Below are 19112 nucleotides of genomic sequence, written 5' to 3' on the forward strand. Positions count from 1 at the left end.
ATATAATATATAATCTTTTTAGAACGTTTGTTCTTCAAAAGAAAGGTGGTTATAAAAAATGGATGAAAATAAGAAAAAAGCACTCGATATGGCTTTATCTCAAATACAAAAAGACTTTGGAAAAGGATCTATAATGAGATTAGGAGAAGCTTCTAAAATGAATATAGAGGCTATATCAACTGGTTCAATAGGACTTGATATAGCTATAGGAATAGGAGGTCTTCCAAAAGGAAGAATCGTAGAAATATATGGACCAGAATCTTCAGGTAAAACTACTGTTGCACTTCATACTGTAGCAGAAGCTCAAAAGCAAGGTGGAATAGCTGCTTTTATTGATGCAGAACATGCACTTGATCCTGTTTATGCTAAAGCTTTAGGAGTAGATGTAGACAATTTAATAGTATCTCAACCTGATACAGGAGAACAAGCTCTTGAAATAACAGAGGCATTAATTAGAAGTGGTGCAGTAGATATAATAGTTATAGATTCTGTTGCAGCATTAGTTCCAAAAGCAGAGATAGAAGGTGAAATGGGAGATTCTCATGTAGGGCTTCAAGCTAGACTTATGTCTCAAGCTTTAAGAAAATTAACAGGTTCTATAAAAAAATCAAATACAATTGCTATATTTATAAATCAGCTTCGTGAAAAAGTAGGAGTTATGTTTGGAAATCCTGAAACAACAACTGGTGGTAGAGCGCTTAAATTCTATTCTTCAGTAAGACTTGATGTTAGAAAATGTGACATAATAAAACAAGGAGATAGTATACTTGGAAGTAGAACGAGAGTAAAGGTAGTTAAAAATAAAGTAGCTCCTCCATTTAAACAATGTGAATTTGATATAATGTATGGAGAAGGAATATCTAAAATAGGAGATCTTTTAGATATGGCAGTGGGGATTGATATAGTAAAAAAATCAGGAGCTTGGTACAGTTATAATGACACAAAACTTGGACAAGGAAGAGAAAATGCTAAAAAGTTTTTATCAGAAAATGATGAGCTAGTGAATGAAATAGAAGCTAAGGTTAGAGAACATTATGGTTTAATAAAAACAGAAACAACAGATAGTACAGCTGAATAAAACTTGTAAAACTTGACACTTTAATGAAAAAATTATAAAATGAAAAAACAAGAGGCTTTTTCATAATGAATAGAAAATTATACTTAATTTTCTATTCATTTCAACAAAATCTATCTTATATATAAGTTTTCAAGGGAAGACTTTGTTTAGTTTTTGCAGTATATTTATTTTAAATCCATGGTGTAAGTTATGTTTAAACAATAATTTAAAAATTAATTTGCAGTGGATTATAAATATAATTAAAGGTTAACTTTAGAAAAGGGAGGTGGAGATTATAATACTACTAGTCGTTGTAGGAACTGGTGTCGGTGTCTTAGTAGGATATATGATAAGAAAAAATATAGCAGAGAGTAAGATTGGATCTGCGGAAGAAATGTCTAAAAAAATAATTGATAAGGCTGAACAAGATGCTGAAACGATAAAGAAAGAAAAACTAATAGAAGCAAAAGAAGAGGTTCATAAATTAAGAAGTGAAGCAGAAAAAGAAAATAAAGAAAGAAGAAATGAACTTCAAAGATATGAAAAAAGATTAGTACACAAAGAAGAAAATATTGACAAAAAACTTCATTCATTAGAGATAAAAGAATCTAATTTAAATGATAAGCTAAAGTCAATATCAGAAAAGGAACTAGAAATAGAAGAAATAAAAGCAAAACAAATTGAAAAATTAGAAAGTATTTCTGGAATAACTTCTAATCAAGCCAGAGAAATTATTCTTTCAAATACAGAAAAAGAAATAAGACATGAAATGTCTATGATGATAAAAGAAATAGAAATTGCTGCAAAAGAAGAAGCAGAAAAAAAAGCAAGAGAAATAATAGGTTATGCAATACAAAAATGCTCTGCAGATCATGTTGCTGAAACTACTGTTACAGTAGTAAATCTTCCTAATGATGAAATGAAAGGTAGAATAATAGGAAGAGAAGGTAGAAATATAAGAACACTTGAGACTTTAACGGGGATAGACTTAATAATAGACGATACTCCAGAAGCTGTAATATTATCTGGATTTGATCCTATAAGAAGAGAAGTAGCAAGAATTGCTTTAGAAAAATTAATATCAGATGGAAGAATACATCCTGCAAGAATTGAAGAAATGGTAGAAAAAGGTCAAAAAGAAGTTGAAAATGCTATAAAGGAGCAAGGAGAACAAGCTACTTTTGAAACAGGAGTTCATGGACTTCATCCTGAATTAATAAGATTACTAGGAAGGCTTAAGTATAGGACAAGTTATGGACAAAATGTTCTTAAACATTCTATAGAAGTATCTAATTTAGCAGGAATAATGGCTGCTGAAATTGGTGCTGATGTAAGACTTGCTAAAAGAGCAGGCCTTCTTCATGACATAGGAAAAGCTGTTGATCATGAGATGGAAGGTACTCATGTTGAGATTGGTATGGACTTATTAAGAAGATATAAGGAATCGAAAGATGTAATTCATGCTATGTCAACTCATCATGGAGACTATGAGCCTCAAACTGTTGAAGCTGTATTAGTTACTGCAGCTGATGCTATATCTGCTGCAAGGCCAGGAGCAAGAAGAGAAACTTTAGAAGCATATATTAAAAGATTAGAAAAGTTAGAAGAAATAGCTAACTCGTATGATGGTGTAGATAAATCATACGCTATTCAAGCTGGTAGAGAAATTAGGATTATAGTAAAACCTGAAAATGTAAGTGATGAAGGAATGCATCTACTTGCTAGGGAAATGACTAAAAAAATAGAAGATGAATTAGAATATCCAGGACAAATAAAAGTAAATATAATAAGAGAAACTAGAGCAATAGAATACGCAAAATAAAGGTTCTTTGTCAAATGGTTTTGGTAAAGAGAACCACAAAATTAATTATTGGCCGTTTAAAACCGAATAGGTTTTAAACGGCTTTTAACTTTAACAAATCTTGACTTATAAGTATTCTATTCTTGAAATGAAAAAAGCTTTTATAACAAAATGGACATTTTAATACCATATGATAAAATTTTATCAATAACTAAGATTTAATTATAAAATTTAATAATAATAAATACGAGATATATCGACAAAATTTATAGAATCAAACAATTATAAGAAAATCCAAGGTGAAAAAAATTTTTATAACTAACAAAAAATAATATACACAGTAGAAAAATGAGTATATTGATTTATTTGAATGGGTTTCATAAAATGTTAATTATATTGATGTTTTTCTGAAAAAAGAAGCTTTTCTGAAAAAAATATTGTTATATTATTGACAATTAGTATATTAAGTTCTATAATTAATTTGTAAAATATAACAAAAAGAAGTTTTGGATGAAAGCATCGGGAGAGCTCTAAAAGAGCACCGAAGAAGTAAAACTTTCAGGTAATAAGACCGTTGCTGGACAAACCTCTGGAGAGACTCTACGAGCACCGAAGGAGCAAGCTCTGTTGTAAGCTTTGAAACAAAGTTTTATTTAAAATTTTGTATACTGCATATAACATGGGTGAAACTCTCAGGTAAAAGGACAGGGGAATTTGAGATACAGGAAAACGATATCATTTATTGTATTTTCTTAGTATATCAGATTTTTCCCTGCTTTTTTAATTCCAAAAATAATAAAAGCAGGAGGTAAATGTTATGGAAAAAATTAATCAAATTGCACAGTCTATTAATACTTTTGTATGGGGACCACCCCTTCTCATACTTCTTGTTGGTACAGGTATTTACTTATCCTTTAGACTTGGATTTCTTCAGGTATTTAAGCTTCCGTTAGCTCTTAAATATCTTTTTTCTGAGGACCCTGAAACAAAAGATATGCAGGCTGAAGGTGATATATCTGCTTTTGCTTCTGTTTGTACAGCTCTTTCAGCTACAATAGGTACAGGTAACATAGTTGGAGTTGCTACAGCAATAAGACTTGGAGGACCTGGAGCTCTTTTCTGGATGTGGATGGCAGCATTCTTTGGAATGGCTACAAAATATGCTGAGGCACTTCTTGCAGTTAAATATAGAGTTGTAGATGAGAATGGACAAATGTCAGGTGGACCTATGTATTATATAGAAAGAGGACTTAAGAATAAGTTTCTTGCAAAATGTTTTGCAATATTTGGAATTGGTGTTGCATTCTTTGGCATAGGGACATTTGCTCAGGTTAACTCTATAACATCTGCAGTAAACATAGCATTTAAAGTTCCAGTCGTAGTAACTGGTGTAATACTTACAATATGTGTAGCCATGGTTACTCTTGGGGGAATAAAGAGTATATCTAAGGTTTCAGAATTTATAGTTCCTTTCATGGCTGTATCATATATACTTGGTACTGTGGTAATACTTATAATGAATGCAAGTCAGCTTCCAGCTACAGTGGCTTTAATACTAAAAAGTGCATTCACTCCAACAGCTGCTGCTGGTGGATTTGCAGGATCAACAGTTGCACTTGCTTTAAAAAGTGGGGTATCAAGAGGGGTATTTTCTAATGAATCAGGACTTGGTTCTGCTCCTATAGCTGCTGCAGCTGCAAAGACAAAGTCTTGTGTAAGACAAGGGCTTGTTCAAATGACAGGTACTTTCTTTGACACTATACTAGTATGTTCAATGACAGGTATAACTTTAGTGCTTACAGGTATGTGGAACAACCCTAATGTAGAGGGGGCTGCAGCTACAACTGCTGCTTTTAGAGCAGGACTTCCAGGAATACCTATGGTAGGAGAGTTAATAGTTACAGTAGGACTTATATTCTTTGCATTTACTACAATACTTGGATGGAATTACTATGGAGAAAGATGTACAGAATATCTGTTTGGAGTTAAAGGAATAAATATATATAAATATATATTTATAGCTCTTGTTGCTATAGGACCTTTCTTAAAGCTTAATTTGATATGGACAATAGCTGATATAGTTAATGGTCTCATGGCAATACCGAACCTTATAGCTATAATAGGTTTAAGTGGAGTAATAGCTTCAGAAACTAAGAAGTATTTTGAAGATATTAAAAAAGAAGATAAAAATAAGCAAACTGTAGGGATGTAATGGTCTCGACAGAGGTTCGTCCTCCTCGTCTCCACTAATGAAATTTATGACCATACTAGAAAAATATAGTATGGTCTTATTATTTTTTGTAAATTTATAATATTTTGGAAAAATATACTCTCTAATAATATGTAAAGAGACAGTGAAAAAATGACGAAATATATGAAGACTACAAATATGAATTATTTGATTATGTAAGTTTGGTATAGCAACCACAGAATATAGGTAATTATAATAAAAAATTAAAGGGGTGAGAAGTAGTGAAAAAAATATTTTTAGCAATAGTTATCATTTTTTTAATGGGTTTTAGCCAAGTTTTTGCAGTATCTACACACATAAGCTATACGAAAAATTTTAAAAGTGTAAATAAAACTGCTAAAATTGTAGTAATTGATGTAAATAATCAAAATATAAGACCCAATATAGGAAGAGCTTATGACAAAATAGCAGCAGCACAATCATTAAAGGATATGGCTAATAAAAAGAAAACTGATAATAATAAGGTTATAGGTGCTATAAACGGAACTTACTTTAGTGCTTATGATGGTACTAATCTTCCTTATGGAACAATAATAGAAAATGGAAAGGTAGTACATATTGGTAATTATGGATCTGTAATAGGATTTACAAGTGACAACAAAATAATAATAGATAATTTAAATATAAAAATAGATGGATATATAAATGATAAAAAATCTTATTATGCTTGGGGCATTAATCATCCAAGGGAAGAAAAAGATGCAATAGTAATATATACAGAGGAATATAAAGATGCTATTTCTTCAATAGGAGGAAAAGCAGTTATAGTTGAAAATGGAACAGTTAAATATATAGCAGAAAATAAAGATAATTTATGGGTTTCTCAAAATGGCTTTATAATAGTTTTTAATCAAGATGTTTCATATTTAGTATCGAGATTTAAAGTTGGAGATAAAGTATCTTATGATTTTAAATTTGAATCAAAAAATATAGATCAAAATATAGAAAGTAATATAAATTGGAAGGATGTTAAGCTTGCACTTGGAGCTGGACCAAGCCTTATAATAAATGGAAATATAACTGCTGATGGGGCCTTAGAAGGTTTTTGGGAAAGTAAAATAAATACAAATAGAGCTCAAAGGAGCTTTATAGGATATACATTTGACAATAAACTTGTAATGGGAACTGTGTCTAATGCTAATTTAAAGGAAATGGCTCAAATATGTAAGGAATTAAATCTTAAAGGTGCTATGTGTATGGATGGTGGCGCTTCATCAGGCCTTTATTATGAAGGAAAATATATAACTTCTCCAGGAAGAAATATAAATAATGCTATTATATTTACTGAAGAAATAATAAAATAAGTTGTACATAAGAAAAGGTCGTGTGGAAAAATATACCTATAAGATAATACAGGAAATTTTATAGGCAAAAAGTACTATTTCCACATTATATAATAAAAAAGTTAGTAATTATGGTATAATATTGAATTAGTGGCATATTAAAGGGTATTCTGGGGTGAGTTATGGAATTTGTAGCATTAGAAAGTAAAATTAATACACTTAGAGAGAGGTTAAATTCTCTATTAAATTATCAAGATAATATATTAGTAACTGAAGAAGTATTAAAGGTTAGCCAGGAGTTAGACATTTGTATTGTAGAATATACAAAACTTAAAAATAATATTCAGGATTAAATATATCCATGGCAGTTAGCTGTGGATTTTTTATGAATATATAGTTGCAAAGGCAACTAAAATGAGATATACTATCTATTGTAAAAAAGTTGCAAGTACAACTAAAATAGAGGTGATATATAATGAATGAAAAAGATAAATCTATAGTTAAACAAATATCTGTTTTGAGTAGAAAAAGTAAATCATATGTGAAATATAAACTTGGAAGTTGTGAAATGAGTCCGGCACAACATTTGATATTACGTTCATTATATAAAAAAGATGGTGTAAGTCAAGAAGAATTAAGTAAAAAGCTTGAATTTGATAAAGGAACTATTGCAAGAGCAATAAAAAAACTGGAAGCTGAAGGATATTTAATAAGAAAAGTTGATGAAAAAGATAAAAGAGCATATAAAGTTTATTTAACAACTAAATCTGAAGAAATAAAAAGAATAATTGATAAAGCATTTTATGATTTTAATGAGATTATTTCTAGAGGATTTACTCAAGAGGAAATGAATTTATTCAATGAATTTTTAAATAGAGCTATTATTAATATAAGTGAATACAAAAATAACTGTTGTTCAAAGCATAATGAAATATAAATAGGAGGTATTTTAATGGAAAAGCAAAAAAGATTGGGAACTGAAGATGTTGGTAAGTTACTTATACAATTTTCATTTCCTGCAATCATAGGTATGTTAATAAATGTACTATATAATATAGTAGATAGAATATTTATAGGTAAAGGTGTTGGAGCTATTGCTATATCAGGAGTAGGTCTTACTCTTCCTTTTATGACTATAATTATGGCATTTGGTATGCTTGCAGGTATAGGTGGGGCAGCTCTTATATCTATTAGACTTGGTGAAGGAAAACATAGTGAAGCAGAAAAAATACTTGGAAATACTTTTGTTTTACTAAGTTTAATTTCAATTTCTGTAACAATAGTAGGACTCACTTTTTTAGATCCACTTCTTAAAGCCTTTGGAGCTAGTGATATTACTTATACTTATGCAAAAGAATATATTACAATAATACTTGCCGGTGCTATTTTAAATGCACTAGGATTTGGTCTTAATAATGCAATTCGTTCAGATGGAAGTCCTAAAACAGCTATGATTACAAATTTAATTGGAGCAATAACAAACATAATATTAGATTATGTATTTATAATGAGATTGAATATGGGAATAAAAGGTGCAGCTTTAGCTACTGTTATAGGTCAAAGCTTTAATACAATATGGGTATTAAGGTATTTCATACTAAGCAAAAAAAGCTCTCTTAAGCTTAGAATTAATAATTTAAAACTAGATTTTAATATAGTAAAGTCTATATTTGCAATAGGTATGTCTCCCTTTGCAATACAGTTAGCTTCTAGTGTAGTTAATGTTTTAGCAAACAATACTTTAAAAGCTAATGGTGGAGATTATGCAATAGGAGCAATGAGCATATTAATAAGTATTGCCATGATATTCTTAATGCCTGTTTTTGGAATAACTCAAGGAGCACAACCTATAATAGGATATAATTACGGGGCTTTAAAAATTGATAGAGTTAAGAAGTCTTTAATATTAGCTATAAGCGCTGCTTCCACATTATGTATATTAGGATTTATATCTATAGAATTTTTCCCAAAGTTTATGGTATCTATATTTAGTAAAGATGAAAACATATTAAAAATAGGAAGCCATGGCTTAAAAATATTTTTATGTATGGTTCCTATAATAGGATTTCAAATAGTAACATCAAATTTCTTTCAAGCAATTGGTAAAGCTAAAATTTCCATGCTTCTAAGTCTTTCAAGACAAGTTTTAATACTAATTCCACTGCTTCTAATTTTACCTAAGTTTTTCGGTTTAAATGGAGTATGGATAGCATATCCAATATCAGATGGGTTATCATCTTTGTTAACATTAATATTCTTAATTAAAGAATGGAAAATAATGAGCAAACAAAAAGTTGACAGTGAAGAAATTGATAATATAAATGTTGATGAATTAGCTAAAGTTTAATAAAATTATTGATAAAAACAACATAAGATAAAGTTGTTTTTATCAATAAAAGTTTGAAAATAAGGAATGAGAAATAATAAGCTATAGATAAAAAAGCTATCAAATTATATTGATATATTTTTAAATATTTTCTAAGAAAGGGAGTCTTAAAATGACAAAAAACAAAATGGAAAAATTAACACCATTAGTAGAAACTAAATTCATAAGTCTTTATGATGCTACATATAAAAATAAGAATGACGAAGAAAGGCATTGGATGATTGTCTCAAGAAAAGACTATAAAACATTAAATGACATATATTTTAATAATGAAAAGGAAAAAATTGATGCAGTTGTAATTGCCTCATTACATAAAGAAAGTAAGAAGCTAGTTCTAATAAAGCAATTTAGAATGCCAATTAACGATTATATATATGAGTTACCAGCAGGACTTGTGGATCCTAATGAAGATATGAAAACTACATTAAAAAGAGAGTTAAAAGAAGAAACAGGACTTGATCTTTTAGAAATAAATGAAGTAAATAGTAAAAATCAGGTATATCTTTCACCTGGAATGACAGATGAATCTGTAGCTTTTGTGTATTGTACTTGTGAAGGTAATGTTACAGATGAATATTTAGAAGATGATGAAGATATTGAACCTGTTTTAGTATCACAAGATGAAGCTAAAAGAATTTTACAAAGTAATGCTAAGATAGATATAAAGGCTTTTATTATGTTACAAAACTTTGTAAATTTAGGAGAAAATATGTTCGTATAAAAATAACAAATATTTGAATTTTTATCTAAGAAATTTAGAACTTATCTCTAATTAGAGGTAAGTTCTTTTTGTAAATCAAAAAATAAAATTCAAAATGATATTGACGGTGTTTATTAAATATGATTAAATAATATTACCCCCCTGTAGGGGGAGGGGGTGATATGAAAGGTGGTTACTATATTGAATAATCAGCATAAAAAAGCAATACAGGCATTAAAAACATCAAAAGGACAGATAGAAGGTATTATTAAGATGATAGAAGAAGGTAGATATTGTGTTGATATATCAAACCAAATAATAGCTGCACAATCACTACTTAAAAAAGCAAACATGATTATTTTAAAACAACATTTAAACAGCTGTGTTAAAGAAGCGTTTAAAAATGATAAAGGAGAAGAAAAAATAGAAGAAGTTATGAAGGTACTAGAAAAAATTACTGGAAAGTAGGTGAAAATATGAATGAGAAAAATCTTAAGATAGAAAGAACAAATAAAACATTTACTGTAGATGGAATGACATGAGCTGCATGTGCTAAAACTGTTGAGAAGGCGGTAAATAAATTAGATGGAGTGTATGAAGCAAGTGTAAATGCATCTACAGAAAAATTAAATATTGTGTATAATCCATCTACAGTAGATACTAGTAAAATTATAGAGGCAGTAGAAAAAGCAGGTTATGGAATAAGAAACGAAGGAAAGACAAAAATTTTTAAAATAGAGGGGATGACATGCGCTGCATGTGCAAGAGCAGTAGAAAGAGCTACTAAAAAATTAGATGGAGTAACTGAATCAAGTGTAAACCTTGCTAGTGAAAAATTAACTATTACTTTTGATTCATCTAAAGTTAGATTAGGAGAGATCAAAAGAGCAATAGAAAAAGCTGGATTTAAAACGGTAGAAGAGGAAGTAAGGATAGATGAAGATAAAGAAAGAAAGGAAAGGGAAATAAAAACTATTTGGAAAAGATTTATTATATCTTTAATATTTATTCTACCAGCTATGACTATATCCATGGGACCTATGATAGGGCTAATTCTTCCTGGATTTTTGAATCCAGATATTAATCCACTTAATTTTGCCCTAGCTCAGCTTATATTAATAACACCAGTACTGGTTGCAGGAAATAAGTTCTTTAGTATAGGATTTAAATCATTATTTAAAGGGAGTCCTAATATGGATTCACTAATAGCAATAGGAAGTACAGCTGCATATTTATATGGAGTATTTGCAGTATATCAAATCTTTAAAGGAAATTTACATTATGTCCATCAGTTATATTTTGAATCAGCAGGTGGAATTCTTACATTTATAACTTTAGGTAAATATTTAGAAGCTGTTTCAAAAGGAAAAACATCTGATGCTATTAAAAAACTTATGGGTCTTCAACCTAAAACTGCAATAATAGTTAAAGATGGAAAAGAAGAAGTAATTTCTATTGATGAAGTTGAAGTTGGAGATATTTTAATAGTTAAACCAGGAGAAAAGATTCCAGTTGATGGAGAGGTTATAGAAGGTATAACTTCTGTTGACGAATCAATGTTAACAGGAGAGAGTATACCAGTTGAAAAGGTTCAGGGAAGTAAAGTAGTTGGTGCAAGTATAAACAGAAATGGAACTATAAAATACAGAGCAACTAAAGTAGGGAAAGATACAGCTTTGGCTCAAATAATTAAGCTTGTTGAAGATGCTCAAGGATCTAAAGCACCTATAGCAAAGCTTGCAGATGTTATTTCAGGATATTTTGTACCAATAGTTATATCGCTTGCAGTGATTTCTTCAATTTTATGGTTTGTTTCAGGTGAATCAGCTGCATTTTCACTGACAATATTTATATCAGTACTTGTTATAGCGTGTCCTTGTGCATTAGGGCTTGCAACTCCAACAGCAATAATGGTTGGTACAGGTAAAGGAGCTGAATATGGAGTTTTAATAAAATCAGGTGAAGCATTAGAGACTTCTCATAAGATAGAGACTATAGTTTTTGATAAAACAGGTACTATAACAGAAGGTAAGCCGAAAGTAACAGATATTATTACTACTAATAATATTAAAGAAAATTATATTTTACAAATTGCAGCTTCTGCAGAAAAAGGGTCAGAACATCCTCTTGGTGATGCAATTGTAAGAAAAGCTGAGGAGAAAGGCTTGACACTTACAAATCTTGAATATTTTAATGCTATTCCAGGTCATGGAATAGAAGTGAAAATAGAAGAAAAAGAAGTTTTACTTGGAAATAAAAAATTAATGAATGATAGACATGTGGATTTAAAAAATCTTGAAGATATTTCGAATAAGTTAGCTGGTGAAGGAAAAACTCCAATGTTTGTATCTATAAATAATAGTATAGCTGGAATAATAGCTGTTGCTGATACAGTTAAAGAAAATAGTAAAAAAGCTATTGAAAAATTACATGAAATGGGAATTGAAGTTGCAATGATAACAGGTGATAATAAAAGAACAGCTAATGCAATAGCTAAACAAGTAGGTATTGATGTAGTACTTGCAGAGGTTCTTCCAGAAGATAAAGCAAATGAAGTTAAGAAACTTCAGGAAAAAGGCAAGAGGGTAGCTATGGTTGGAGATGGAATAAACGATGCTCCGGCACTTGCTCAGGCAGATATAGGAATAGCTATAGGATCAGGTACTGATGTTGCTATGGAATCAGCAGATGTTGTTCTTATGAAAAGTGACTTACTAGATGTACCAACAGCAATTCAATTAAGTAAAAGTACTGTTAAAAATATAAAGCAGAATTTATTCTGGGCATTTGCATACAATATAGTTGGAATACCTGTTGCCATGGGAATACTTTATATATTTAAAGGACCACTTTTAAATCCGATGATTGCAGCAGGAGCTATGAGTCTAAGTTCTGTTTCAGTGCTTACCAATGCTTTAAGACTTAGAAATTTTAAGCCTATAAGATAACTTATAGTTTGAAGTATAATAAAATGAAAGGAGAAATAAATTATGGAAAAGAAAATATTTATTGAAGGAATGTCATGTGGCAATTGTGTTAAACACGTGAAAGAAGCACTTAAAGAAATTGATGGAGTTAAAGAAGTTGAGGTTAATTTAGAAAATAAGTATGCAAAGATTACTATTGATAAAGAAGTATCTAATGATACTATAAAAGAAATAATTTATGATGCTGGGTATGATGTTAAAAATATAGAAGAATAGTTTTAGGATTTACCCATTTTAGGTAAAAAGTCAATTATAGTTCTTAAAAACAAAAAATTTTTTTATAATAATTCAGAGTGTACAGCCACGAAATTGTGGCTGTTTTTTAATTTAAATTAATTGATAGAGGTAACTATCAGGTTATATTTAAAAAATGTATTCAATATAATTTACTATAAGCTTGTAGCATTATGTTGGGAAGATTTTAGGAAGTAATACACCTTTAAGAGTAATTTATAAAATTGTAGAGCAAAAGAGATGAAGATGAATTAACTTATTTAGAAAATTTACTAAATAATTATGTGAAAAGCCATGGCTAAAATGTGATCCATGCCATGATATATATAGTGGCGAAAGAAAGGAGAATTAATATGAAACCCATTATTGGGATAACAACATTTTGGGAAAATAAACCTAGAAAACTATATGACTCAGTGAGTCATAATTATATAAAGTCTGTTTATTTAGCTGGAGGAATTCCTATTTTAATTCCATTAGTTGAAGATGAAAATACAGTAAATAGTTATTTAAATTTAGTAGATGGTTTGATACTTACTGGTGGAGAAGATGTATGGCCCTTATTATATGGAGAAAATCCTAATGATAAGATTCAATTGATATGCGAGGAGAGAGATAAATTTGAGATAAAGCTCTTTTTAAAAGCTCTTAAATTAAACATGCCAGTATTAGGAATTTGTAGAGGGCTACAAGTAATGAATGTTGCACTAGAAGGTACATTATATCAAGATATAAATTCACAAATAGAAAATTCTTTGGGACATTATCCCAAGGATACACCAGTGAACAGCCTTTACCACGAGGTACAAATAGACAAGGAAAGTAAGATTTTTGATATATTTAATGAAGAAAAAATAAGAGTAAATTCTTTTCATCATCAGTCTATTAAAAAGCTTGGAAATAGTTTAAAGGAAGCTGCTTGGTCAGTAGATGGAGTTATTGAAGCAGTAGAACATATAAACAAAGATTTTGCAGTAGGTGTTCAATGGCACCCAGAAGATTTGACGATTAAGTATCCAGCTTTTTTAAAGTTATTTAAGGCTTTAGTTAAAGAATGTAAAAGTTAAGCTTATATTATGTTATAGGAGATTAGAATTTAAAACTCCCATCAACGGTGCTAATTGATGGGAGTTTTAATAATTATATGAAATTGTAAGGGAAGGGAGAAGAACTCCCTTAGGAATTAAATTTTGGATGAACTATATTAAATTGTCTTATCAAAATTATTGGCAATTTTTATATAGAATATACACTAAAATATATAAAAATATTGTTATTTTATGAATCAATTGATTGTGATATAAAAAATTGAATAAATTATAAGAAGGATGATTAATATGAAGAGAATTGATGAAAGAGATATAATGTTTGTTAGAATGAAGCTTCAAAAGAGTATGAAGAAAAATATGGCATAAAATCATAATAATTTAGAAAAAAATCCTTTCTTTTTATCTTTTTCTTTTGTTACAGCTATATAATCAATTATATTTTGATTTTGGAATTGTATTTGTTCTTTAATTTTAATAAATTGATTTTCAAACTGTTTTTCAAACTTATCTTCAAGTTTTTTGATTTTATAGTCTAGTTGTTGCTTTAGTGCTATTTCAAAATCTTGCCTTAGCTGTTCTTCTCTTTGGATAATAATAGTTTTAAAAGTTTCAGCCATGGCATTTGCAGCTTCTTTCAATTCTTTAGTATGCTCATTTATAAGGGTTTCTACCTGTTTTAATATTATATCATTTAAATTTTTTTCAGTAATTCTATAATTTTTTTCAACATCTATATTTTTATCTTTTTCTTCTTGTACTTTTAATGTCTTACTTAATACTTTATTTATTATATTAGTATTAGCACCTTCATCTTTAAGCTCTTTTATATTTTTAAGTATTTCTATATGTTCATTTGCATAATACCTGTGACCGACAAGGTCTCTAGGTATTTTAAGAAAATCAAAATCCTTTTCCCATCTTTTAAGAGTAGTTTCTTTAATATCCAAAATTTCTGATACTTGTGTTATATTATATATGTCCATTTTAAGCCTCCTTAGTTGAATATATAGCATTATTGTAATGGTGTTAAATATTTAATTAAATATAATGTATATAAATTCTATAAGAATAAATATAATCCTTTTTTAATTTTTAGATGTTCTAATGAAGGAATTGGTATATCGTCTCTATAATATATTATAAATGAGATTATAGAATATAACTAAAGACTGAAAGGGGGAATACATTTGATTTCTATAGAAGAATATAAAGAATTTTTTGGAAATATAACTCCAGAAAAAAATGATTATGAAAATAAATTTAATAGAGAGCAGGCTTTAATAAATTTTGATAAAAACTTATTATTTTTTATAAAGGTTTGTAAAAAAATCTCATATTATCCTGATGATTTAGAAGTTATACTTAAGTACTACCCTAAAGAAAATAATAAGCATTTTTGGAACTTTCTTAAAATTATCGTATTAGATAATAGAATTTCTCAAGATCCAGATATATTTAAGGGATTGTTATTAATATTAGAAAACCTTATGGAGGTGGCTAATAAAGAACAGGTGCTAGGGTTGTTAAGAACAATTTCACAAAAACAAAACATTAAGAAACTTTGTGATAAAAATACAAAATTATTTTTAGAATTTTTTATAAAAATATTTGACAAACTTTTGCATTCAACAGAAGTTTGTGTGTAGCTACTTAATTTAAAATGTATAATAAAGGAGAGATAAAATTGTTATACAGAAAATTTGGTAAAACTAATGAAGAAGTATCTATATTAGGGTTTGGTTGTATGAGATTTCCTGTAATTGATGGAAAGGATAATCAAATTAATGAAGAAGAGGCGATTAAGCAAATAAGATACTCAATTGATAATGGTATTAATTATATTGATACTGCATATCCATATCATGGAGGAATGAGTGAAATAGTTACAGGAAAAGCTTTAAAGGATGGCTATAGAGAGAAAGTTTATTTGGCAACAAAACTTCCATCTTGGCTTATAAATAGTAGAGAAGATATGGATAAATATTTAAATGAACAGCTTGAAAAGCTTCAGGTAGATTATATAGATTTTTATTTAGTACATGCATTAAACAAAAACTTTTGGGAAAATTTAAAAAAACATAAAATTTTTGATTTCTTAAATTCAGCAATAGAAGATGGAAGAATAAAGTATGCAGGATTTTCTTTTCATGATGAACTTCCATTATTTAAGGAAATTGTAGATTCTTATGATTGGAGCTTTTGTCAAATTCAATATAATTTCATGGATGAAAACTATCAAGCAGGTAAAGAAGGCTTAAAATACGCAGCAGATAAAGGACTTGGAATTGTAATAATGGAGCCTTTAAGAGGGGGAAGCTTAGCAAAAAAAGTTCCAGAGGATATTCAAGCTGTATGGGATAAATCTAATATAAAAAGAAGTCCAGCACAGTGGGGATTCAGATTTTTATGGAATCATACAGAAATAACTACAGTATTAAGTGGTATGAATGATATGGAACATATTAAAGAAAACATAGAAAGTGCTAAAGGTGCATATCCAAATTCGTTAACTGATAAGGAAATAAGTTTAATAGAAGAAGTAAAAAATATATATCAAAAGAGAATGGTAGTTAACTGTACAAATTGTAGATATTGCATGCCATGTCCAGCTGAAGTAGATATTCCACAGAATTTCATGCAATTAAATAATGCATCAATGTACAATGATATACCTAGTGCAAAATTTCATTATAATAACTTTGTAAAAGGTAAAAATAAAGGAGCATCAAACTGTATAGAGTGCGGCAAATGTGAAGAGGCTTGCCCTCAAAATATTGAAATAAGAAAAATGCTTAAAGAAGTTGTAAAGATATTTGAAAAATAATTTAAAGATAAAAATTAAAATAGCCAAAACCTTAGAGTTTTGGCTATTTTGATTCTTATCTTCTTTTTTTTTGAATAATCTTTTCAACAGGAACAATTTTTTTGTTGATAATTGTAATTGGTTTTACAGATATATTCAGATATTTCATCATTTTATACATAATAAACTTTTCTCTATCTCTTATAATATTAATTGTAACCCCTTTTTTATTCATTCTTCCAGTACGACCTGCACGATGTAAATAATCAGTTTTGTTTAAAGGTAGATCCATATTGAAAATATGGGTAACATCTTGAAAATCCATACCTCTTGTAAATAAATCTGTTGTTACTAAAATTTTTAATTTCCCCTTCTTAAAAGAAGCAAGCAAATGCTGGCGATCTTGATTTTTACTTCTTGTTTGAATTCCTCCAACAGAAAATCCTAATTTATGTAAGCTTTTTACAAATCTATCTACATTCTCATTTTTATTGATAAATACTAATGATTTTTTAGGCTTTATAGTTTTTAAAAGTTCTACCAATGTATCTGTTTTTTTAGGTGATTTACTAATAATATATTGATGTTCAATTCCTGATGGAATAGGCTTTGTATTATCTAGATTTACAAAAGTAGGAGCCTTCATAAGTTTGTTTAAAATTTTCTCAGCTTCTTTTGAAATCGTTGCAGAAAAACTTAACAATTGTCTTTCTTTAAGTGTAGTTTTTATAATAGCCTGTACTTTTTCTCCAAGTCCCTGATCAAGAATTTGATCTACCTCATCTAAAGCAACTATTTTTATCTTATGCATTTTAATTTTTTTTAGTCCAATAATATGCAATAACCTTCCAGGAGTAGCAATGACTAAATGAGGCTTTTGCTTTAGTTTATCTAATTGCTTATTTAAATCCATACCTTCAACAATTGCCTGAATTCGAATATCTGTATTTAACAAAATTCCTTCTGCTTCACGCTGAATTTGAAGTCCTAGTTCTCTACTAGGGGCTAATACAAGCATTTGTAAGTCTCTTTTTTTAGGATCAATTTTTTCAATCATAGGAAGTAAGTAGGCTAGAGTCTTTCCTGTACCAGTTCTTGCCTTTCCTATCACATCTTTTCCATCTAAAATCAAAGGGATAGTTTTATCTTGAACTTCTGAAGGTTTTGTAATATTTGCATTTGCAAGATTGTTTATTATAAATTCTTTCAGATTATAATCTTTAAATGTTATTCCCACAGTTAATTCTCCTTTTCTATTTTATAATTTATTTTACCCTAAAAACTTTATAACATATCTTAAATCTTTTCAAGTATTCTTTTGATTTAATACTATAATAAGATACTAGAGTAAAACTAGAAATGAATAAGGCAATAAAATACGGAGCAGCTTTTTGCTTTTTTCGACAAATATGGTATTATGTATATTGCTATAAAAATAAGATGAGGTAGAAATAATGACTAAAAAAAGCAGAACTAAAAACAGTAGAAGAAATAGTAAAAAGCAATATTATTTTCAAAAAATAATATCTAAGCTTTCAGTAACCTTATATCTAAGTATATATTCTATTTATTATTTTGATGTAAATATATTAAAAAGATACTTGAATTTAAGTGATGAAATCTTAAGGGCTTTGAGTGTATTAATAGCATATATATTAAGTGGATATATAATTAATAAAGATGTAAAGAATTATAAAATCATAAAGCTAACATATATAATTAATTTTATAGTCTTTATAATTGTATTATTAATATAAATAGTTTAAAAATTTGAAACTATTTATATTATACAGGATTTAGATAAAAAATTGAGTAAACGATAAGTTATTTAAAGAAAATATTATAAGCAGTCCAGATTATTGGATTAATAATAAAGAGTATAAAGCTGAATATGTTAGAGTGCTTATAAAAAAATTGCAGATAAATTAGGGTAGTTCATTTACCCTAATTTATTATAAAACTTTATAATAAAAGTAATAAAGTAGCTTTCTACTCCAACTACTATATTTCCAAAACTATCTCGTATAATATTAATGTCTATTTCTCCAACTATAGCATTATATGAATCTATAATAACATTACCATCTATACTTCCTACTTTCATAGTTATTTACTCTCACCTTTTTTTTCAAATGGTTTAGTGGAGCCAATTGTATGGCGCTTTAAGTCATTTGGAAAAGTTACTTCATTACCTATTTCTAAATCCATTTGATGAAAATTCTTTATTCCTTGAGAATCAAGTATTTTGCGAGTTTTTTTATTCTTAATCATAAATATATCCTCCCTCTATATACTTTTATTTTCTCTTAAATACTCTCTATTTCTTACAATTTCATAAATTGATAGATATATTTTTTGGATATAACTTCAACATATTCAATTTTATGGATATAGAAATGTATAACCCCAGAAAATCAGTGTTTTTACCAAAATATTACTGGAATTAATCCACTAATTTCATGGCGACGTACCCTCCCATGTCTCACAGGATCAATGTCCCTAAATTCCTTCGTTCAGTCTATCCATGATGTGGTATCAGCTATGCTCCTTTGCGGGGTCAA

General features: G+C 28.6%; 19 protein-coding genes and 2 riboswitches. Of the genes, 15 read left to right on the plus strand and 4 right to left on the minus strand.

Annotated features, from left to right (window positions below):
• Positions 1–58: 58 nt before the first annotated feature.
• The 12 genes from recA (at position 59) to BUA77_RS00525 (ending at position 13766) form a co-directional block, all read left to right on the plus strand.
• Positions 59–1078 carry a recombinase RecA gene (gene recA / locus BUA77_RS00470; RefSeq protein ID WP_072886446.1) on the plus strand — a complete coding sequence of 340 codons (1020 nt, stop codon included), beginning with the start codon at positions 59–61 and terminating at the stop codon, positions 1076–1078.
• Positions 1079–1343: 265 nt separating this feature from the next.
• The gene (rny, locus tag BUA77_RS00475; protein WP_072886447.1) at positions 1344–2879 is read left to right on the plus strand and encodes a ribonuclease Y; all 1536 of its coding nucleotides are present in this window, start codon (positions 1344–1346) and stop codon (positions 2877–2879) included.
• Between the two features lie 489 nt (positions 2880–3368).
• Positions 3369–3442, plus strand: a riboswitch (glycine riboswitch).
• A 2-nt stretch (positions 3443–3444) separates the two neighbouring features.
• Positions 3445–3569: riboswitch (glycine riboswitch) on the plus strand.
• A gap of 106 nt (positions 3570–3675) precedes the next feature.
• The gene (locus BUA77_RS00480; protein WP_072886448.1) at positions 3676–5070 is read left to right on the plus strand and encodes an alanine/glycine:cation symporter family protein; all 1395 of its coding nucleotides are present in this window, start codon (positions 3676–3678) and stop codon (positions 5068–5070) included.
• 260 nt (positions 5071–5330) lie between these two features.
• Positions 5331–6413, plus strand: coding sequence for a phosphodiester glycosidase family protein (locus tag BUA77_RS00485; protein ID WP_072886449.1), 1083 nt, complete (start codon positions 5331–5333; stop codon positions 6411–6413).
• A gap of 161 nt (positions 6414–6574) precedes the next feature.
• A complete protein-coding gene (locus BUA77_RS00490; protein WP_084605350.1) occupies positions 6575–6745 on the plus strand; it encodes an aspartyl-phosphate phosphatase Spo0E family protein in 171 nt (56 codons plus the stop codon).
• Between the two features lie 122 nt (positions 6746–6867).
• Positions 6868–7329 carry a MarR family winged helix-turn-helix transcriptional regulator gene (locus BUA77_RS00495; protein ID WP_072886450.1) on the plus strand — a complete coding sequence of 154 codons (462 nt, stop codon included), beginning with the start codon at positions 6868–6870 and terminating at the stop codon, positions 7327–7329.
• 15 nt (positions 7330–7344) lie between these two features.
• Positions 7345–8739 carry an MATE family efflux transporter gene (locus BUA77_RS00500; RefSeq protein ID WP_072886451.1) on the plus strand — a complete coding sequence of 465 codons (1395 nt, stop codon included), beginning with the start codon at positions 7345–7347 and terminating at the stop codon, positions 8737–8739.
• 151 nt (positions 8740–8890) lie between these two features.
• The gene (locus tag BUA77_RS00505; RefSeq protein WP_072886452.1) at positions 8891–9499 is read left to right on the plus strand and encodes an NUDIX hydrolase; all 609 of its coding nucleotides are present in this window, start codon (positions 8891–8893) and stop codon (positions 9497–9499) included.
• A gap of 168 nt (positions 9500–9667) precedes the next feature.
• A complete protein-coding gene (locus tag BUA77_RS00510) occupies positions 9668–9946 on the plus strand; it encodes a metal-sensing transcriptional repressor (protein WP_330389930.1) in 279 nt (92 codons plus the stop codon).
• 8 nt (positions 9947–9954) lie between these two features.
• Complete coding sequence (locus tag BUA77_RS00515) at positions 9955–12426, plus strand: heavy metal translocating P-type ATPase (RefSeq protein ID WP_084605352.1); 2472 nt, start codon at positions 9955–9957, stop codon at positions 12424–12426.
• Between the two features lie 42 nt (positions 12427–12468).
• The gene (locus tag BUA77_RS00520) at positions 12469–12681 is read left to right on the plus strand and encodes a heavy-metal-associated domain-containing protein (protein ID WP_072886454.1); all 213 of its coding nucleotides are present in this window, start codon (positions 12469–12471) and stop codon (positions 12679–12681) included.
• Between the two features lie 371 nt (positions 12682–13052).
• Positions 13053–13766 carry a gamma-glutamyl-gamma-aminobutyrate hydrolase family protein gene (locus BUA77_RS00525; protein WP_072886455.1) on the plus strand — a complete coding sequence of 238 codons (714 nt, stop codon included), beginning with the start codon at positions 13053–13055 and terminating at the stop codon, positions 13764–13766.
• Positions 13767–14116: 350 nt separating this feature from the next.
• On the opposite strand, the gene BUA77_RS00530 is transcribed toward BUA77_RS00525, so the two are convergent.
• Positions 14117–14731: a MerR family transcriptional regulator gene (locus BUA77_RS00530; RefSeq protein ID WP_072886456.1), complete on the minus strand. Its 615-nt coding sequence runs from the start codon at positions 14729–14731 to the stop codon at positions 14117–14119.
• 204 nt (positions 14732–14935) lie between these two features.
• Here BUA77_RS00530 and BUA77_RS00535 point away from each other — a divergent pair, with 204 nt between their 5' ends.
• Both BUA77_RS00535 and BUA77_RS00540 read left to right on the plus strand, forming a co-directional pair.
• Positions 14936–15394 carry a hypothetical protein gene (locus BUA77_RS00535; RefSeq protein ID WP_072886457.1) on the plus strand — a complete coding sequence of 153 codons (459 nt, stop codon included), beginning with the start codon at positions 14936–14938 and terminating at the stop codon, positions 15392–15394.
• 38 nt (positions 15395–15432) lie between these two features.
• On the plus strand, positions 15433–16572 hold the full coding sequence (locus BUA77_RS00540; RefSeq protein ID WP_072886458.1) for an aldo/keto reductase: 1140 nt from the start codon (positions 15433–15435) through the stop codon (positions 16570–16572).
• Positions 16573–16627: 55 nt separating this feature from the next.
• Here the strand turns inward: BUA77_RS00540 and BUA77_RS00545 are convergent, their stop codons facing one another.
• Positions 16628–17788, minus strand: coding sequence for a DEAD/DEAH box helicase (locus BUA77_RS00545; RefSeq protein ID WP_084605356.1), 1161 nt, complete (start codon positions 17786–17788; stop codon positions 16628–16630).
• Between the two features lie 217 nt (positions 17789–18005).
• On the opposite strand from BUA77_RS00545, the gene BUA77_RS00550 reads away from it, so the two are divergent.
• A complete protein-coding gene (locus BUA77_RS00550; RefSeq protein ID WP_072886459.1) occupies positions 18006–18308 on the plus strand; it encodes a hypothetical protein in 303 nt (100 codons plus the stop codon).
• Positions 18309–18490: 182 nt separating this feature from the next.
• On the opposite strand, the gene BUA77_RS13635 is transcribed toward BUA77_RS00550, so the two are convergent.
• Both BUA77_RS13635 and BUA77_RS13640 read right to left on the minus strand, forming a co-directional pair.
• A complete protein-coding gene (locus BUA77_RS13635; RefSeq protein WP_159428923.1) occupies positions 18491–18655 on the minus strand; it encodes a hypothetical protein in 165 nt (54 codons plus the stop codon).
• Positions 18656–18657: 2 nt separating this feature from the next.
• Positions 18658–18822, minus strand: a complete 165-nt coding sequence (locus BUA77_RS13640; RefSeq protein WP_159428924.1) for a hypothetical protein — start codon at positions 18820–18822, stop codon at positions 18658–18660.
• Positions 18823–19112: the final 290 nt, after the last annotated feature.

The organism is Tepidibacter formicigenes DSM 15518 (assembly GCF_900142235.1).
Taxonomy (GTDB): Bacteria; Bacillota; Clostridia; order Peptostreptococcales; family Peptostreptococcaceae; genus Tepidibacter; species Tepidibacter formicigenes.

Bases quoted from the DNA above. Each gene is read 5' to 3' on its own strand.
- recA (WP_072886446.1), top strand. From the start codon at position 59: ATGGATGAAAATAAGAAAAAAGCACTCGATATGGCTTTATCTCAAATA.
- BUA77_RS00480 (WP_072886448.1), top strand. From the start codon at position 3,676: ATGGAAAAAATTAATCAAATTGCACAGTCTATTAATACTTTTGTATGG.
- BUA77_RS00490 (WP_084605350.1), top strand. From the start codon at position 6,575: ATGGAATTTGTAGCATTAGAAAGTAAAATTAATACACTTAGAGAGAGG.
- BUA77_RS00495 (WP_072886450.1), top strand. From the start codon at position 6,868: ATGAATGAAAAAGATAAATCTATAGTTAAACAAATATCTGTTTTGAGT.
- BUA77_RS00500 (WP_072886451.1), top strand. From the start codon at position 7,345: ATGGAAAAGCAAAAAAGATTGGGAACTGAAGATGTTGGTAAGTTACTT.
- BUA77_RS00505 (WP_072886452.1), top strand. From the start codon at position 8,891: ATGACAAAAAACAAAATGGAAAAATTAACACCATTAGTAGAAACTAAA.
- BUA77_RS00520 (WP_072886454.1), top strand. From the start codon at position 12,469: ATGGAAAAGAAAATATTTATTGAAGGAATGTCATGTGGCAATTGTGTT.
- BUA77_RS00525 (WP_072886455.1), top strand. From the start codon at position 13,053: ATGAAACCCATTATTGGGATAACAACATTTTGGGAAAATAAACCTAGA.
- BUA77_RS00530 (WP_072886456.1), bottom strand. From the start codon at position 14,731: ATGGACATATATAATATAACACAAGTATCAGAAATTTTGGATATTAAA.
- BUA77_RS00550 (WP_072886459.1), top strand. From the start codon at position 18,006: ATGACTAAAAAAAGCAGAACTAAAAACAGTAGAAGAAATAGTAAAAAG.
- BUA77_RS13635 (WP_159428923.1), bottom strand. From the start codon at position 18,655: ATGAAAGTAGGAAGTATAGATGGTAATGTTATTATAGATTCATATAAT.
- BUA77_RS13640 (WP_159428924.1), bottom strand. From the start codon at position 18,822: ATGATTAAGAATAAAAAAACTCGCAAAATACTTGATTCTCAAGGAATA.